The sequence below is a fragment of the Novosphingobium sp. PASSN1 genome, from assembly GCF_002278815.1.
This window is the reverse complement of record NZ_NKIS01000011.1, coordinates 78,901-94,684: the sequence shown is the minus strand read 5'-3', so window position 1 is coordinate 94,684 and position 15,784 is coordinate 78,901. Positions and strand designations below refer to the sequence as shown.

General features: G+C 65.1%; 19 protein-coding genes. 12 read left to right on the top strand and 7 right to left on the bottom strand.

The features are described from left to right. Positions 1–174 precede the first annotated feature (174 nt). Positions 175–666, top strand: a complete 492-nt coding sequence (locus CFE35_RS17430; RefSeq protein WP_292932509.1) for a thermonuclease family protein — start codon at positions 175–177, stop codon at positions 664–666. A 5-nt stretch (positions 667–671) separates the two neighbouring features. Here CFE35_RS17430 and CFE35_RS17425 read toward each other — a convergent pair whose 3' ends face one another. Next, entirely contained in the window at positions 672–1,307 is a 636-nt protein-coding gene (locus CFE35_RS17425; protein ID WP_292932508.1) for a TetR family transcriptional regulator, read from the bottom strand. A gap of 125 nt (positions 1,308–1,432) precedes the next feature. On the opposite strand from CFE35_RS17425, the gene CFE35_RS17420 reads away from it, so the two are divergent. Next, entirely contained in the window at positions 1,433–3,226 is a 1,794-nt protein-coding gene (locus tag CFE35_RS17420) for a bifunctional metallophosphatase/5'-nucleotidase (RefSeq protein ID WP_292932507.1), read from the top strand. 1 nt (position 3,227) lies between these two features. Here the strand turns inward: CFE35_RS17420 and CFE35_RS17415 are convergent, their stop codons facing one another. Next, on the bottom strand, positions 3,228–4,025 hold the full coding sequence (locus CFE35_RS17415) for a DUF1295 domain-containing protein (protein ID WP_292932505.1): 798 nt from the start codon (positions 4,023–4,025) through the stop codon (positions 3,228–3,230). Continuing rightward, positions 4,018–4,644 carry a lysophospholipid acyltransferase family protein gene (locus CFE35_RS17410; protein ID WP_292932504.1) on the bottom strand — a complete coding sequence of 209 codons (627 nt, stop codon included), beginning with the start codon at positions 4,642–4,644 and terminating at the stop codon, positions 4,018–4,020. Before CFE35_RS17410 ends, CFE35_RS17415 begins: the two co-directional genes overlap by 8 nt. A 137-nt stretch (positions 4,645–4,781) precedes the next feature. Here CFE35_RS17410 and CFE35_RS17405 point away from each other — a divergent pair, with 137 nt between their 5' ends. From CFE35_RS17405 to CFE35_RS17390, 4 genes are read left to right on the top strand one after another with little or no spacing between them, the layout of a single operon-like run. Next, the gene (locus tag CFE35_RS17405; RefSeq protein ID WP_292932502.1) at positions 4,782–5,258 is read left to right on the top strand and encodes a MarR family transcriptional regulator; all 477 of its coding nucleotides are present in this window, start codon (positions 4,782–4,784) and stop codon (positions 5,256–5,258) included. Beyond that, a complete protein-coding gene (locus CFE35_RS17400) occupies positions 5,251–6,321 on the top strand; it encodes an HlyD family secretion protein (protein ID WP_292932483.1) in 1,071 nt (356 codons plus the stop codon). Before CFE35_RS17405 ends, CFE35_RS17400 begins: the two co-directional genes overlap by 8 nt. Before the next feature lie 19 nt (positions 6,322–6,340). Next, on the top strand, positions 6,341–7,861 hold the full coding sequence (locus CFE35_RS17395) for a DHA2 family efflux MFS transporter permease subunit (RefSeq protein ID WP_292932482.1): 1,521 nt from the start codon (positions 6,341–6,343) through the stop codon (positions 7,859–7,861). Between the two features lie 41 nt (positions 7,862–7,902). After that, a complete protein-coding gene (locus tag CFE35_RS17390) occupies positions 7,903–8,325 on the top strand; it encodes a DUF983 domain-containing protein (RefSeq protein WP_292932480.1) in 423 nt (140 codons plus the stop codon). A gap of 11 nt (positions 8,326–8,336) precedes the next feature. Here the strand turns inward: CFE35_RS17390 and CFE35_RS17385 are convergent, their stop codons facing one another. From CFE35_RS17385 to CFE35_RS17370, 4 genes are read right to left on the bottom strand one after another with little or no spacing between them, the layout of a single operon-like run. After that, positions 8,337–9,020, bottom strand: coding sequence for a glutathione S-transferase family protein (locus CFE35_RS17385; protein ID WP_292932479.1), 684 nt, complete (start codon positions 9,018–9,020; stop codon positions 8,337–8,339). Positions 9,021–9,024: 4 nt separating this feature from the next. Further along, positions 9,025–9,684: a CoA transferase subunit B gene (locus CFE35_RS17380; protein WP_292932478.1), complete on the bottom strand. Its 660-nt coding sequence runs from the start codon at positions 9,682–9,684 to the stop codon at positions 9,025–9,027. Beyond that, the gene (locus tag CFE35_RS17375; RefSeq protein ID WP_292932477.1) at positions 9,684–10,394 is read right to left on the bottom strand and encodes a CoA transferase subunit A; all 711 of its coding nucleotides are present in this window, start codon (positions 10,392–10,394) and stop codon (positions 9,684–9,686) included. The genes CFE35_RS17380 and CFE35_RS17375 overlap by 1 nt, the downstream gene beginning before the upstream one ends. Positions 10,395–10,448: 54 nt before the next feature. Continuing rightward, complete coding sequence (locus CFE35_RS17370) at positions 10,449–11,105, bottom strand: HAD-IA family hydrolase (RefSeq protein WP_292932475.1); 657 nt, start codon at positions 11,103–11,105, stop codon at positions 10,449–10,451. Positions 11,106–11,263: 158 nt separating this feature from the next. Between CFE35_RS17370 and CFE35_RS17365 the strand changes: the two genes are divergently transcribed. The 6 genes from CFE35_RS17365 (at position 11,264) to yihA (ending at position 15,781) form a co-directional block, all read left to right on the top strand. After that, positions 11,264–12,043 (top strand): universal stress protein, encoded by a 780-nt coding sequence (locus CFE35_RS17365; protein WP_292932473.1) that lies wholly within the window; start codon positions 11,264–11,266, stop codon positions 12,041–12,043. Positions 12,044–12,467: 424 nt separating this feature from the next. Then, complete coding sequence (rpmH, locus tag CFE35_RS17360; RefSeq protein ID WP_133721087.1) at positions 12,468–12,602, top strand: 50S ribosomal protein L34; 135 nt, start codon at positions 12,468–12,470, stop codon at positions 12,600–12,602. Beyond that, positions 12,599–13,045: a ribonuclease P protein component gene (rnpA, locus tag CFE35_RS17355; RefSeq protein WP_366557158.1), complete on the top strand. Its 447-nt coding sequence runs from the start codon at positions 12,599–12,601 to the stop codon at positions 13,043–13,045. The genes rpmH and rnpA overlap by 4 nt, the downstream gene beginning before the upstream one ends. After that, a complete protein-coding gene (gene yidD, locus CFE35_RS17350; protein WP_292932471.1) occupies positions 13,042–13,254 on the top strand; it encodes a membrane protein insertion efficiency factor YidD in 213 nt (70 codons plus the stop codon). Before rnpA ends, yidD begins: the two co-directional genes overlap by 4 nt. Positions 13,255–13,307: 53 nt before the next feature. Then, on the top strand, positions 13,308–15,122 hold the full coding sequence (gene yidC / locus CFE35_RS17345) for a membrane protein insertase YidC (protein WP_292932469.1): 1,815 nt from the start codon (positions 13,308–13,310) through the stop codon (positions 15,120–15,122). Further along, a complete protein-coding gene (yihA, locus tag CFE35_RS17340; protein WP_292932467.1) occupies positions 15,119–15,781 on the top strand; it encodes a ribosome biogenesis GTP-binding protein YihA/YsxC in 663 nt (220 codons plus the stop codon). Before yidC ends, yihA begins: the two co-directional genes overlap by 4 nt. Positions 15,782–15,784: the final 3 nt, after the last annotated feature.

The window sequence follows — 15,784 nt, the reverse complement described above, 5'->3', positions numbered from 1 at the left end:
ACCTGACCGGAAGTCCCGCCAGCACGCGGTGGGCCGGATCAGGAGCCTCGTCTGCGCGGCACGCCTGTCCGCTGCGCAGTTGATCCCGAAAATCTCTCAGTACATCGCCTAAGTTATTGCTACATAAGTGTTTTCCGTGAAAGAACAAACCGGGAATTCTGTCAGGGTGGCGGCATGCAAACGCCCTCTGTCTTCCGGCAACCAGCCGCTTTCGCCGCCGCGCTCTTCGCGGTTCTCGCTCTTGGCCTGGCTGCTGGCGCAGCGCCCACCCAAGCTTCCGGTACGCCGCGTCTCGCGCAAGCTGCAGACCGAGAGGCTGCTTCCTTCACCCAGTGCGCGGGGCCGGCACGGGTCACCTGCGTCGTTGATGGTGATACGTTCTGGTATCGCGGCCTCAAGATCCGCATCGCCGATATCAACGCGCCCGAACTGTCGCACCCGTCCTGCGCGCTGGAGGCGCGGCTGGCAGTGGCCGCCACGCAGCGGCTGACGGACCTGCTCAACGCTGGCCCCTTTACGCTGGAATCCGGAGTGCGGGAAACGGACCGCTATGGCCGCGCTCTGCGAGTGGTCCTGCGCAGTGGCCGCAGTCTTGGCACCGTGCTTGAGGCCGAGGGGCTTGCCGAGCACTGGCAGGGACGGCGCGGAGACTGGTGCGCCGTGTGAGAATATCAGGCGGCGCGAAGCCCGCTGATGCCCATCGCGCCGCGATCCTGTCCTGAAAGTCCGTCGAACACGGCGTCTATGATTCGCGCCAGCTTTTCTTCGCTCAGCCGGTCCATGCTCATGCTCATCAGGCCGATGTTGCAATAGGGCTGAACCATCTGGTTGATCAGGCTCAGCGCCATGTCGATCTCCAGCCCGGCGAAGAACCCTTCACCCATCGCCTCGGCGATGATCATGCTGAGATAGTGATCGGCCAGGTCGACATAGCTGCGCACTTGCTCGAAGTATTCGTTGCCCAGCTCGACATACATGTCATGCGCCACCGGATCGGCCCGGTAGGCATCGCGCATCATCACGAAGCGCCGCGCGAAGAACTCGTACATCTTGCGGCGTGGCGGCAGCTCGCTGGCGACCACCGCTTCCATGATCGCGACCTTGGGGCGGAACCAGTATTCGGCGACCGCTTCGAGCAGCGCCTCGCGGCTCTCGAAATAGCGCTGCACTTGCGCGGGAGACATCCCGGCCCGCACCGCGACTTCCTGCATTGTCAGCGCCTGCCCGCCGCGCTCCTCGATCAGTGCGCAAGTCACCTCCACCAGGCGCGCCTGCACGGCTTCGATATCGGTCTGTGCGGGCGGCATGCTATGGTCCTGTCACCGGAGCGGGCTAACTGACATTCTAGGGATTGCGGCAGCCGGTTTCAATCGAGCCACCGGCGATTGATCGAGTCCGGTCTGGTGCTGGCAGAGAAAGGGGAAGCAGGGACATGGCGATCACGGGCAAAACGCGCCGCAGCGGCAAACCTGCCGCTACCTTCCTGCTCACCGGCTTGCTTACTGGCTTTTTGGCCGCCTGCGCCGCGCCGCGCGCCGATCTTGACCCCCGGCTCGCCCCTGCGCCCGCTGCTCCGGTCGAAGTTGCCATCCTCGCGTTCAACGATTTCCACGGCAATCTCGAACCTCCGCGCCAGAGTGTCGGCGTGCCGGATGGGCAGGGCGCTACGGTGCCCGTGCCCGCAGGCGGTGCGGCGTGGCTGGCTAGCGCGCTTGATGCGCTGCGTGCCAAGCATCCCCGGTCGATCACCGTCGCGGCGGGCGATCTCATCAGCGCCTCGCCGCTTGCGTCCTCGTTGTTCCTCGATGAGCCGACCATCGAAACGCTCAGCCGCCTTGGTCTTGATTACGCCGCTGTCGGCAACCACGAATTTGATCGCGGCACGGGCGAGCTGCGCCGGATGCAGGCGGGCGGCTGCGAAAAGCTCACCCAGCGCGAACCCTGCCAGCTCGAACGCTTCACCGGCGCGCGGTTCCGCTATCTGGCCGCCAGCACGCTGGGGCCATCGGGCACCCCGCTGTTTCCCGCCAGCGCCATCCGCACGCTCGGCACAGGCGCGCAGATGGTCAAGCTGGGGGTGATCGGGCTGACGCTCAAAGCTACGCCCACGCTGGTCAATCCATCGGGCATTGCCGATCTGACCTTTGCCGACGAGGCGGACACCATCAATGCCGAAGTGCCGCGGCTCAAGGCGCAAGGGGCCGATGCGGTGATCGTGTTGATTCATCAGGGCGGCCGCACCACCGGCGCGCCCGATCCCAACGGCTGCGCGGGCTTCGATGGTGAAATCCTGCCGATCCTGCGCCGCCTTGCGCCCGAAGTCGATGTCGTCGTCTCGGGGCACACCCATGCCGACTACATCTGCGAGCTGCCCACCGCCGATCCGGCCCGGCCCGTGTTGCTCACCAGCGCGGGGCAATATGGCAAGGAACTCACCGAAATCACGCTGACCATCGATCCCGCAGCGCACCGCGTCACCGCCCGCAGCGCGCGGAATCTGATCGTGCAGTCGGAAGGGTTCACGTCGGCGAAAGGGCCGGTTGCGCTTTCAGCGCTTGTGCCGGGCTATGCGCCGCGCGCGGATATTGCGGCCTATGTCGGGCGCTATGTCGCAGCCGCAAAAGCCTTTGCCACCCGGCCCGTGGGTGCATTGTCTGGCCCGGCGGGGCGGGGTGAAGCCGGCAGCATGGACCAGGGCGGACCGCTCGGCAATCTCATCGCCGATGCGCAGCTGTTCGCTACGCGTTCGGCTGGCGCGCAGATCGCACTGATGAACCCGTTCGGCATCCGCGCCGCGCTGGTTCCGGCCAGCGATGGCACGATCACGTTCGGCGATATCTATCTCGCCCAGCCGTTCGGCAGCGCGCTGGTTACGGAAGCGCTCACCGGGGCGGAGATCAAGGCCGTGCTCGAACAGGGCTTCGACGATGTGGGGCCGGAGCAGGCGCTCGCGCCGTCTGCCGGATTGACCTACCGGATCGACCGCGGCGCCCCGGTGGGCAGCCGCATCAGCGCGCTCATGCTTGGCGGCAAGCCGCTCGATCCTGCGGCCAGCTACCGGGTCACGATGAACGGCTTCCTCGCGCAAGGCGGCGATGGTTTCACCGTATTCAAGCAGGGCAAAGACACGGTCATCGGCCCAACCGATATCGAGGTGCTGGAAGCATGGCTGCGCAGCGCGCCCCTGCGCAGCGTACCGGCGGAGCAGCGAGTGACCGGAGGCTGATCTAGCGCTTCGGCGGCCAGGGAATGAAGCCCGAAGTGCGGCGGACGTATTCGGCATAGTCCGGCCGCCGCTGCACGAGGCCCTTTTCCAGCAGTGGCTTGCCCGACCAGCGGGTGAGCGTGAAAGTCAGGAACACCGGCCCTGCCAGCGAAGCCAGCGCAATCGGCAGACCCGCCTCGCTTGCTGCCAGCCAGATGCCCCACCACACGCAGGCATCGCCGAAATAATTGGGATGGCGGGTATAGCGCCACAGCCCGGTATCCAGAACCTTGCCCTTGCTGGCGGGGTCGGCGCGAAATCGGGTGAGCTGCGCATCGCCGATGGTTTCAAAGCTGAAACCCAAGAGCCACAGCGCGCCGCCTGCCATGGCTAGCGGCCCGATTGCGGCATTGCCGCTGGCCAGCACGCCCAATTGCGCGGGCAGGCACGTCACATAAAGCAGCACCGCTTGCACCGCGAAGACTTGCGCGGCCGCCGCGCCATACTTGCCCGCCTTGCGCGCCTTGCCCAGCATTCTGGCGTAGCGTACGTCTTCGCCATGCGCGCGCCAGCGGGTGTAGAGATGCCAGCCCAGCCGCGCGCCCCAGATCACCGCCATCGCCGCGATCAGGCTGGCGCGCGGGCCTTTGTCTGCCGCCTGCGCCCAGGCCGAAGCCGCCAGCACGGCCATCGCGCCGCCCCACACCGCATCGATGAAGCTGACATCGCCGATCCGTGCTGCCGCGCGCGCGAGCAGCGCCATCATCACCGCCAGCGCCAGCGCATTGATCAGCATCGCTTCCGGAAGGCCTTCAAGCATCGAACATCCTCGCAAAGTCCTTGATCCCGCGTTCCGGGTGCTTCGGCGTCACGCTCTGGTAGATTTCGGCGACCTGCTGCATGTCGGCTTTGTAATCGCCCGTCGGCATGATCGCCGGGCCAAGGCCGCCGGTCTTGCGGCCATAGTCCATCAGTCCGACCACCATCGGCACCTGTGCGGCCAGCGCGATATGATAGAAGCCCGTGCGCCACTGGGCCACCGCGCTGCGCGTGCCTTCGGGCGCGATGGTCAGGGCAAAATGATCGCGCCGGGCAAATTCAGCGACCATCGCATCGACCACGTTGTGCCGCGCCGAACGATCGATCGATATCCCGCCCATATCACGCATGAAGCCGCCCATCGGCCAGCGGAACAAGCTGTCCTTCGCCATGAAATGCGCGTCGATCCCCAGTTCGTTCACCAGCCCGAGGAAATAGACGAAATCCCAGTTGGACGTGTGCGGCGCGGCGATGATGACATAGCGCCCGCCCGGGGGCGGCGTGCCGACCGCTTTCCAGCCCTGCATCCGGTAGAAACCCAGCAAAGCGCGCTTCACCAAGCGCGAGGACAGGCTGGCCTTGTCGCCGCCCGGACCGCTATCCAGCACCCCTTCGCCCATTCACTTTTCCCCTTTTACCCCACCGTCTAGCCGGGACCATTTGGCTTGTCGAAGGGAACAAAGGGCGAGACGAAACGGCCGACCTGTCCTTTTAGCCAAGTTTGACTATTATAAGCATGGCTATTATGTGCGCGCTTATGCAGAACAACATCGCCTTCCTGACCTCGGACGTCAGCCGCCTGCTGCGCAAGCGCTTCGATGTCGTCAGCCGCCGCTTCGGGGTCACCGGGCCGCAGTGGCGCATGCTGGCGGCGCTACGCCGCACGCCGGGGATCAACCAGGGTGCGCTGGCGCAGTGGCTCGAAGTGGAGGCGATCACGGCGGGCCGGATGATCGACCGGCTGGAGAAGGCCGGCATGGTCGAGCGCCGGGCCGATCCCAATGATCGGCGCGCCTGGCGCATGTTCCTGACGGATGCGGCCATACCGCTGCTCGATGAACTGTTCACCTGCGCCACCGATGTGTTCGACGAAGCGCTGCAAGGCTTTGCGCCCGAGGAAAGCGCGCTGCTGCTCGCCTTGCTCGAACGCGTTCGCGCCAATCTGCTCGATGAAGCGCCGCCGGAAAAGGCACACGAACCAACTTTGGCCGAAGGAGCCCTCGCTCATGGCTGAGGCCGATCCCTTCAAGCCCGCCGCCGCAGACGTTGCGGTTGCAGAGCGCCGCAAGGCCACCCGCGCGAAGCGGTTGCGGCTCGTCGTCCTGCTGCTCGTTCCCGCGCTTGTCGTCGGTGGCACGCTCCTGTGGTGGTTCGGCAGCCCCGGCGAAGTCTCGACCGACAATGCCTACATGAAGCAGGACATCGTCTCGATCGGCGGCGAAGTGAACGGCCTCGTCGTGGCGGTGAACGTGCGCGAGAACCAGCAGGTCAAGGCGGGCGATGTGCTGTTCCGCATCGATCCCTCCTCGTTCGACGTGGCGATTCGCCAGGCCGATGCCCAGATCGCCGCCGCGCAGGCCAATGTGACCGCGCTTTCCGCCGATGTCGGTGCCAATGCCGCCAATCTTGCCGGCGCGCGCGACGATCTCGCTCTGGCCGAGGCGCAGTACGCGCGCGAAAAGGCGCTCTCGGACCGGGGCTTCAACACCCGCGCCCGGATGGATGAAGCGCAGCACGCGGTCGCTTCCGCGCGGGACCGGCTGGCTGCAGTCGGTGCCGAAGTGAACAAGGCCCGCGCGCAGCTCGCGACCGGTGCACAAGTGCCCGGGCTCAATCCGCATGTCGCCGCGGCGCAGGCCATGCGCGCCAAGGCTGCACTCGATCTGACGCGCACCGTTGTGCGCGCGCCGGTCTCGGGCCGCGTCACCCAGGTCAATCGCCTGCAGGTCGGCCAGATGGTGTTCACCGGCGTGCCGATGCTCTCCATCGTCCGTGCGGGCGGGGCGCGGGTGGAGGCGAACTTCAAGGAAACTGATCTTGCCCGCATGCGCCCCGGCCAGCCTGCCGAAGTGAAGCTCGATGCCTACCCCGGCCTCACGCTCAAGGGCCATGTCGATAGCATTGGCGCGGGCACCGGCTCGGAGTTTTCAGTGCTGCCCGCGCAGAACGCCACCGGCAACTGGGTCAAGGTAACGCAGCGCGTGCCGGTGCGCATCGCCATCGATTCGTCGAGCGGGGACAGGCCGCTGATCGCCGGCCTGAGTGCGAACGTGACGGTGCATGTCGGGAGCAAGTAAGCAGGCGCAGCAGCCGGCAATGCTGGTCAAGCACCGCCCGCTGCTGTTCACCGCGGTGATGGCGGCGATGATCATGCAGGTGCTGGATACCACCATCGCGAACGTTGCCCTGCCGCATATGGAGGCCTCGCTCTCGGCCACGCAGGAAACCATCAGCTGGGTGCTGACCAGCTATGTGCTCGCCTCTGCCGTGGCGCTGCCGCTGGGCGGCTGGCTGGTCGATCGGTTCGGCATCCGCCTTGTGTTCACGTTGTCGGTCGTTGCGTTCACCTCCGCTTCGATCCTGTGCGGCCTTGCGCAGAACCTTGAACAGATGGTCGCATTCCGTGTGATCCAAGGGGTGGGCGGCGCGTTCCTTTCGCCGTTCGCGCAGACGGTGATGCTCAACGCCAGCAGCGCGGAGGAACGGCCGAAAATGATGGCGCTGTTCACCCAAGGCGTCATGCTTGGCCCCATCGCCGGGCCGCTGCTCGGCGGCTACATCACCGAAAGCTATTCTTGGCGCTGGGTGTTTTTCATCAATGTGCCCATCGGGATCGCCTCGGGCCTCGTGCTGTGGTGGCTGCTGCCGCGGGTCCCCGCCATCCGCCGCCCGATCGACATGACCGGCTGGCTGCTCGTTGCCCTCGCGCTCGCCTCGTTCCAGCTCATGCTCGATCGCGGCCCTTCGCAGGATTGGTTCGGCAGTCCGGAAGTCGTGCTCTACGGGGTGATCTGGGCCTGCACCGGCTGGATGGCGGTGGTGCATCTGTTCACCACCGAGCGTCCGCTGTTTCCGGGGCGGCTGTTTGCCGATGCCAATTTCGTCGCCAGCCTCGTCTTCATGTTCCTGATCGGCTGCGTGATGATGGCAGTGCTGGCGCTGCTGCCGGGCCTGCTGCAGGGCATCTATGGCTATCCGGCGGTCGATGCCGGTTGGCTGCTGGCCCCACGCGGGCTGGGCCTGCTGGCAACGATCTCGCTGCTGGGCCGCTGGATCACGAAGATGGACCCGCGCATCGCGCTCACCATCGGCATGGGGCTTTCGGGCTGGTCGCTGTGGCTGATGTCGGGCTGGTCGCCGGACATGCCGATGCTGCCGATCTTCCTGACCGGCCTTCTTCAGGGCGTGGGGATCAGCTTCACGATCATGCCGGTCAATCTGATCGCCTTCGCCACGCTTCCGCAAGAGCTGCGCACCGATGCTGCCGGGCTCACCAACCTGATGCGCTCGATCGGCGCCTCGATCGGGATTGCGGTCTGCACCTTCATGCTCGCGCGCAGCATGCAGGTGAACCACGCGGAAATGGGCGCCCAGATCACGCGGATGAGCGTGCCGTTCGATCTCGACCGGATCACGGCCTATGGCGGCTTGTCAGAGGCGGGGATGCGCATGGTCGATGGCATGGTCAACAAGCAGGCGGCGATGGTCGGCTATCTCAACGATTTCTACCTGATGGGCCTGCTCTGCTGGGCTTCGATCCCGGTGCTGTTCTTCGTCAAGGCGGGCAAGCCTGCTGCAACGAGCGCGCCGCAAATGGCGGCTGCCGCTGATCACTAAAGCGATTGCCGCAGGCTCGCCTGAGGTCTAACGGCCTTCCCATGGCCCTGATTTCCAACCCGAAGCTTGCCTGGATTGTGCGCTGCGGCTGGCGCGGCAAATGCCCGCGCTGCGGCGAAGGGCACATGTTCGCAGGCTGGCTCAAGCTGGCAAAGACCTGCGACCATTGCGGCCTCGATTTCAGCTATGCGCAGACCGACGACGGCCCGGCCTTCTTCGCGCTGTGCCTCACCGCGCTGCCGCTGGTGTTCGTGGTGGTCTATGTGCAGGTGAAGTTCGATCCACCGTGGTGGATTCATGCGCTGACCTCGGTGCCAGTTCTTGTTCTGGGCTGCGTGGCATCCATGCGCCCTTTCAAGGGCTGGCTCGCCGCCTCGCAATATGTGAACCATGCGATGGAGGCGGGCACCGAGGGCCTCTGGGCGGACTTGAATGCCCGCGAGAAGGCGGACGAAAAGCACTAAGCCCTGCGGCCCTAAGTCCTGCGGTAATCCGCCACGATCTCGCCCGCTGCGGCGAGCTCTTCCTCGTGGCTCGCCTCGCGCCAATCCTCGGCCAGCGCCGCTGCTTCCCATTCCTGCATGGCGGGATGGGCGAGCATGTGGTCCACCCATGCCTGCCCTGCACCGACATAAAGGCCATAGGTGCGGATGCGATAGGCCACCGGCGCATAGAACGCATCGAGCGCCGTGAACGTATCGCCTGCCAGCCACGGCCCGCCAAAGCGCGCGAGGCCCTGCTCGAAGATCTCGCGCACCCGCGCCACATCGCGCAGCAGTGCAGCGCGCATCGGGCGCGGCTTCACGCGCACGCCCACGTTCATGGTGCAATCATTGCGCAGCGCGGAAAAGCCGCCGTGCATTTCGGTAACGGCGCATTGGGCAAAGGCCCGCGCTGCCGGATCAGCCGGCCAGACACCTTCGTGCCGGTCCGCCAGATAAAGCGCGATGCCGAGCGAATCCCACACCGTGGTTTCCCCATCCAGCAGCACCGGCACCTGCCCCGTGGGCGAGAACGCGCGGAACTCTTCGTAGTTCGCAGGCTTGGTGAACGGCTCGATCCGGTCCGCGAAGGCAATGCCCAGACCCTTCATCAGCATCCACGGGCGCAGCGACCAGCTCGAATAGTTCCGGTTCGCGGTGATGAGGGTATAGGCCATGGGGCTACTCCACGTAATGCGCAGTGGTCTTGGCGCGCAGGTCTTCGGCGCTCACGCCGGGCGCCAGTTCCAGCAGCTTGAACGGCGAGGCGTGATCGGGCCGCGCGAAGACAGCAAGATCGGTGATCACTATGTCGACCACGCCCTTGCCGGTCAGCGGCAGAGTGCAGGCGGGGATGAACTTGGGGCTGCCGTCTTTGGCGCAGTGCTCCATCACCACGATGATCTTCTTCACGCCGGCGACGAGGTCCATCGCGCCGCCCATGCCCTTGATCATCTTGCCGGGCACCATCCAGTTGGCGATGTCGCCGTTCTCGGCCACTTCCATCGCGCCCAGCACGGTGAGATCGATGTGCCCGCCGCGGATCATCGCGAAAGACTGCGCGCTATCGAAATAGGCTGATTGCGGCAGTTCGCTGATCGTCTGCTTGCCGGCATTGATGAGATCGGCGTCTTCCTCGCCTTCCAGCGGGAAGGGCCCGATGCCGAGCATGCCGTTCTCGCTCTGGAGCGTGACGGTCATGCCTTCGGGAATGTGGTTCGCCACCAGCGTCGGGATTCCGATACCGAGGTTCACATAGAAGCCGTCCTGCAGCTCGCGCGCGGCGCGGGCGGCCATCTGGTCGCGGGTCCAGCCCGTGCTCAATCCATCATGCTTGGTCATCAGCCGACATCCGTGTTGCGAACCGTGCGGAACTCGATCTTCTTGTCATAGGGCGAACCCACGATCAGGCGCTGGACGTAGACGCCGGGCAGGTGAATGCCATCGGGATCAAGGCTGCCGGTGGGCACGATTTCTTCAACCTCAACCACGCAGACCTTGCCGCAGGTGGCGGCGGGCACGTTGAAGTTGCGCGCGGTCTTGCGGAACACGACGTTGCCGGTCTCGTCCGCCTTCCACGCCTTTACCAGCGCGAGATCGGCGAAGATGCCTTCCTCCAGGATGTATTCCTGCCCGTTGAAGGTCTTAACTTCCTTGCCCTCGGCCACCAGCGTACCGACACCGGTCTTGGTGTAGAACCCCGGAATGCCCGCGCCGCCCGCGCGCATCCGCTCGGCCAGCGTGCCTTGGGGGGAGAATTCCACCTCCAGCTCGCCCGAAAGGTACTGGCGCTCGAATTCCTTGTTCTCGCCGACATAGGAGGCGATCATCTTCTTCACCTGCCGCGTGCGCAGCAGCTTGCCGATGCCTTCGTTGTCGATCCCGGCGTTGTTGCTGGCGAAAGTCAGGTCTTTCACGCCAGATTCGCGCACGGCATCGATCAGGCGTTCGGGAATGCCGCATAGGCCAAAGCCCCCGCAGGCGACCAGCAATCCATCGCGCAGCAGCCCGTCAAGGGCGCTGGCGGCATCGGGATAAAGCTTCTTGGCCACGCGAGTCCGCCTCCTTTGTCTCGTCCCGCCTCTCTAGCGCGTGGGAGCAGCTTGTCACCCCAGCGGCAGCGCGAGCAGCGCGGAAAGATCTGCCAGCGCCTGCGCTTCGCCGGTCACCTTGATCGCTGCCATGCCCAGCTGCGCCGCCGGTTTGCAGTTCACGCCCAGATCGTCGAGGTAGACGCAGGCGGCAGGTTCCAGCCCCAGTTTCTCGCACATCATCAGATAGATGCGCGGATCGGGCTTGCGTACGCCCGCCTTGCTGCTTTCGATCACGTGCTCGAACCGCGCGAAAATCTGCTCCAGCGCGTCGCTGCGGTCATGGCTGCGCGCCAATCCTGCTCCGTGCCCGGTCGGCACGTTGTTGGTGATGCACGCGATGCGGTATCCGGCATCCTTCAGCTGATCCAGCGCGCGCACCATGGCCGGGCGCACTGTGCCAGCCAGCACCGCGAGCACGTCCGCGCCCGCAAGCTCATGCCCCGCCGCGCGCGCCTCTGCAGCGAACAGCGCATCGAACTCCGCCGCGCCGATTTCCGCCCGCTCGAACTTTGCCCAGGCGTTGTCATCGGGATTGGCGGCGTTGACCCGGCGGACGAAATCCTGCGGCAGGCCGCGGGCGGCTTCAAGTCGATTGAACGATTCAAACGGAGACGAGGTGATAACCCCGCCAAAATCGAAGATTACTGCCGCAATAGTCCGCTGCGTCACCGTTTGCGCTCCCTGTCGTCGTCCGGGCTTGCGGCATAGCGTTCGGCACGGCGCGCGCAAGGTCAGCAATCAGGGTCAGCGAATTGACGTGGATCATTGGGCATCGATCCGGATCGGGTGTACCATTGTTCAGGACAACAAGCCCGAGGAGAACCCTGATGCGCTCCATTCTCTGCCCAGCGGACACTGCCGACACGCTCAACGACCGGGTTGAAACTGCGCTGGCCCTTGCCCGGGCCATGCGCGGCCATGTTTCCTTCCAGATCGCCACGCCGTTTGCGCAGATGGCGGTGTGGGAACCGTTCGGCGGTGCGGCGCTGTCCGCCGAAGTGATCAATGAAGTCCGCGCTGCCGATGAACAGCTGGGCAGGGATCTCGATGCGCGCCTCGCGCGGGAGGACGTGCCTTTTGACGTGGTGCTCACCGATCAGGGCCGAGTCGAGGGCGTGGCGGCGGCTGCGCGGTTCACCGATTGCATCGTCGCCAGCCTTGATGATCCGGCGCTGGAGGAAGTCGCGCTCGGTTCGCGCTGTCCGGTGCTGGCCCTGCCGCGCGGCGTGCCGCTGCTGGCGTTCGACAAGCCGGTGCTGCTCGCTTGGGACGGCGGCCATGAAGCCGCCGCCGCGATGCGCGCCGCGCTTCCGCTGCTGCGCCTTGCCAGTGCGGTGCACATCCTGATGGTGCGCGAACACGAAGACAGCTTCCCCGCGCAGGACGCTGCCTGCTACTTATCGCGCCACGATATCCATGCCGAAGTACACGAAGTGCCCAAGACCGGCGCGATTGGCGTGACCATCGCGAACAAAGCGCACGAGATCGGGGCCGGGCTGATCGTGATGGGGCTGTTCGGCAAGAGCCGCCTGCGCGAATTGTTGCTCGGCGGGGTCTCGCGCGCGCTGCTCGATACCTCGATGGTGCCGCTGCTGCTGGCGCATTGAGCGCAAGACCTGCCCCTTGGTGAATGTTGCGGCGCAATGCAGAGGCCCATCTGCTTTTGGCATTGCGGGCATCGCATCGAGTCATGGCGCTGTTTAGTGGGATGAATTTCACGTTTTTGCGAGGATTGCACGGATCTCATTGCAAAAACTGCAACCGGTATGACCCATTTCGCACTTGCGAAGAGGGAGGGGTAGTTGCATATGAAAATGGCCTTTCAGGCATCCTCTCCCAAACTTTTCAGGCCCGGTTGGCAACGACCGGGCCTTTTTTCTGCCCTCAGTCCGCAGATCCCGTTTCGGGTAGGTCAGCCGACGCGCTGCAATGCTTGACTGAAACAGCTTCCCGGCGTAACGGCCAGCTTCTGATTGCGGGGCTTTGCTTGCGTTGCCCTGTTCAACCGATTCGAACGAAAAGAGCTGACCGATGAAGCGCACTTTCCAGCCCAGCAACCTCGTGCGTGCCCGCCGCCACGGCTTCCGCACCCGCTCGGCCACCCCGGGCGGCCGCAAGGTGCTCCGCGCTCGCCGCGCCCGCGGCCGCAAGAAGCTCTCGGCCTGATCTCCCAAGGTTTAACGGTTGGGGGATCAGCCGAACCTGCTGCACGAGCAGCAGGAAACCGGCCGGGCATCATTGCGAAGCGCGTCGATTTCCTCGCCGCGAACAACGGAATCCGGGTCGCAAGGCCCGGTTTCGTGCTTTTGGTCAACCCGCTGGCGCGCCCTGATGGGTCGCAGCGCTTCGGGGTCACCGTTACCAAGCGGATCGGTAATGCGGTTGCGCGCAACCGCATGAAACGCCGCCTGCGCGCACTGGCGCGGGAAATCCTGCCAATGCAAGGCATCGCCGGAGCAGACCATGTGCTGATCGGGCGGGAAAACGGCATCGAACGCAATTTTGCGGTCCTGCGTCAGGAACTCGAAGCCGCACTCGCCCGCGCCGCCGCCGGCAAAGGCGATCCGCCGCGTCGGCCCGGTCCAAAGGGCAAGGGCAGAAACCGGTGATCCGTCGCCTCCTCATCGTGCTGGTCCGGCTATGGCAACTCGGCCCATCGGCGGTACTCCCGCCCTCCTGCCGCTTCAGCCCATCCTGCTCGCACTATGCGATCGAGGCACTGGGCAAGCACGGTGCGATTAAGGGTGGTTGGCTGACAGTGAAGCGGCTATTGCGCTGCCATCCTTGGGGCGGTCACGGCTACGATCCTGTTCCCTAGGGCCGGTGCCCTGACGCTCGTTCGGGCACCAAGATTTTACGACGCGAGGCAGAGTGGAAAATCAGCGTAACGTGATCCTGGCGATGGTGCTCATGGCCCTGATGCTGGTCGGCTGGGACGTGGGCATGCGGTATTATTACCCCGCGCCCGCCAAGCCTGCCGCCAATGCCGCAGCGCCTGCCGCTTCCGGCAATGCCCCCGCCGCGTCCCCCACGCTCAAGCCCACGCGCGAAGGCGGCCTGCAGGCTCCGGCAGATGTCGCGCTGGAAAAACAGGATCTGGCGCAGGCGCTGGCCGCCGGTCACCGCGTCGCGATCGATGCGCCGGGGCTGAAGGGCTCGATCAATCTCCTCGGCGGCCTCGTCGATGACCTCACGCTCGCCCGCCACCGTGAGACGCTGGACAAGAACGGCCCGCCCGTGCGCCTGTTCTCGCCCGCCGGAACGCCTGCGCAGCACTATGCGCAGGCTGGCTGGATCGGCCAGAACGGCGTGGCCGCGCCGGGGCCGGACACGATGTGGCAGGCCGATGGCGCGAAGCTTACGCCCGCAACCCCGGTCACGCTCAAGTGGACCAACCCCACCGGCCAGACCTTCGCGATCCGCTATGCGATCGATGCGGACTACATGCTCACGCTCACGCAGACGGTCAGCAATGCAGGCGGTGCGCCTATCGCGGTCAAGCCTTTCGCGCTGGTCAACCGCACCGATCGCACGGCCAGTCTCGATACGTGGAACGTCCATTCCGGCCCCATCGCGGCGTTCGATGGCGCCGTCACGTTCGACAACAACTACGCGGATGTGAAGACGGCGGGCGCGGTCAGCCCCGCAGGATCGGCTAACTGGATCGGCTTTACCGACATCTACTGGCTTTCCGCGCTGGTCCCGGATGTCGCGGGCAATGCGGTGAAGCCCAAGGGCGATTTCCGCAATATCGGCGGCGATATCTTCCGCGCAGACCTGATCTATCCGGTGGCCACCATCGCCCCGGGGCAGACCGCCACGCAGACCGTGCGCCTCTTCGCCGGGGCCAAGGAAAACAACGTCCTTGAGGCTTACGAGAAGCAGGGGGTGACCAACCTCTCGCTCTCGATCGATTGGGGCTGGTTCCGCTGGTTCGAGAAGCCGATCTTCTGGCTGCTCGATTCGCTGTTCCGCGCGGTGCACAACTTCGGCCTCGCGATCATCCTGCTCACGCTGATCGTGCGCGGCATCATGTTCCCGGTGGCCCAGCGCCAGTTCGCCTCGATGGCGGCGATGCGCGCGATCCAGCCCAAGCTCAAGATCATCCAGGAACGCTTCAAGGACGACAAGCAGAAGCAGCAGCAGGAAATCATGGCGCTCTACAAGGCGGAAGGCGTCAATCCGCTGGCGGGCTGCCTGCCGATCTTCCTGCAGATCCCGGTGTTCTTCGCGCTCTACAAGGTGCTCGTGCTCACCATCGAAATGCGCCACCAGCCCTTCTATGGCTGGATCAAGGACTTGTCCGCGCCCGATCCGCTGCATGTGCTCAATCTGTTTGGCCTGCTGCCGTTCACGCCGCCTTCGTTCCTTGCCATCGGCGTGCTGGCGATCCTGCTGGGCGTGACGATGTGGGCGCAGTTCAAGCTGCAACCTGCGGCGATGGACCCGGCGCAGCAGCAGGTGATGAGCCTGATGCCGTGGATGATGATGTTCGTGATGGCGCCGTTCGCGGCGGGGCTGCTGATCTACTGGATCACGTCTAACCTGCTCACCATCGCGCAGCAGAAGTATCTTTACAGCAAGCACCCGCAGCTCTCGGCGCAGGCCAGCAAGGACCAGCTCGATATTGATCGCTCCGTCGCGCGCGATCAGAAGTCCACACCGCGCAAGCCCAAAGCACGATGAGCGAGAACAACGAAGCGGAAGCTGCGGCACGCGCCGAGCTGGAAGAACGGGCGCGGCGCATGTTTGCCGGGCCGGTCACGTTCCTCAAGTCCGCGCCTGCGCTCAAGTTCCTGCCCGATCCGGAGGTGCCCGAAATTGCGTTTTCGGGCCGCTCCAACGTCGGCAAGTCCTCGCTGCTTAACGCGCTGACCGGCCGCAATTCGATCGCGCGCACTTCAGTCACGCCGGGCCGCACGCAGGAACTCAATTTTTTCGAGGTGGGCGAACCCGCGCAGATCCGCCTTGTCGACATGCCGGGCTATGGCTTTGCCAAGGCGCCGCCGTCGGTCACCGAACAGTGGCGGCGGCTGGTGCGGGATTTCCTGCGCGGCCGCGTCGTGCTCAAGCGCACGCTGCTGCTCATCGATGCGCGCCACGGCATCAAGGCGGTGGACGAGGACATGATGCAGATGCTCGATGAAGCCGCTGTCGGCTACCGGGTGGTGCTGACCAAGGCGGACAAGATCAAGGCGAGCGAACTTGCCGCCACCATCGCCCGCACCGAAGCGGCGGCGCGCAAGCGCACGGCGGCTTATCCGGTGGTCCACGTCACTTCGTCCGAGCTCAAGATGGGCATTGCCGAACTGCGCGCCGCCATCCTGGAGGATGCGGCGATCTGAACG